At 72.2% G+C, this 471-nt stretch carries 1 protein-coding gene; it reads right to left on the bottom strand.

Annotated features, from left to right (window positions below; all coding sequences use genetic code 11):
* A partial coding sequence (locus ACYQ0J_RS00155; protein WP_460170224.1) for a tyrosine-type recombinase/integrase occupies positions 1-471 on the bottom strand: 471 nt, incomplete at both ends.

The raw sequence follows: 471 nt of genomic DNA, 5'->3' as shown, positions 1-471 counted from the left end.
GGAGCTGTGCCCCAGAAGCTCCTTCACCTCGTCAATCCCCCGCCCCGCCTCCACCAGGGCGCTGGCGTAGGAGTGGCGGAGCTTATGGGGGGTGATGCGTTGCCAGTCCTTGAGCCCCGCCCGCCTGGCCACCCGCTTCACCATGGCCTCCACCGCCCGGGCGGAGAAGGGCTTTCCCCGGTTGGGCCCCGTGGTGTGGCTCCAGATGTAGGGGCTCGTGGGGTGGCCCTCGAGGGTCCGGTGCCGCAGCCACTGGTGCAGGGCCCGCTGGGCCGTGGGCGAGAGGACCACCATCCGCTCCTTCCCCCCCTTCCCCTGGACCCGGATGGCGTGGGGGACGCCGTCCTGATAGGTGAGGTCGGCGTAGGTCAGGGCCAGGGCCTCGGAGAGGCGGAGGCCTGTGCCGTAGAGGAAGGCGAGGAGGGCCCAGTCCCGGAGGGCCACCCGGGGGGAGCGGTTCTGGTAGGCCGC

It is taken from the genome of Thermus sp. FJN-A, from assembly GCF_054655095.1.
Note: the sequence above shows the minus strand (reverse complement) of the source record. Positions and strands in the feature narration are given on the sequence as shown.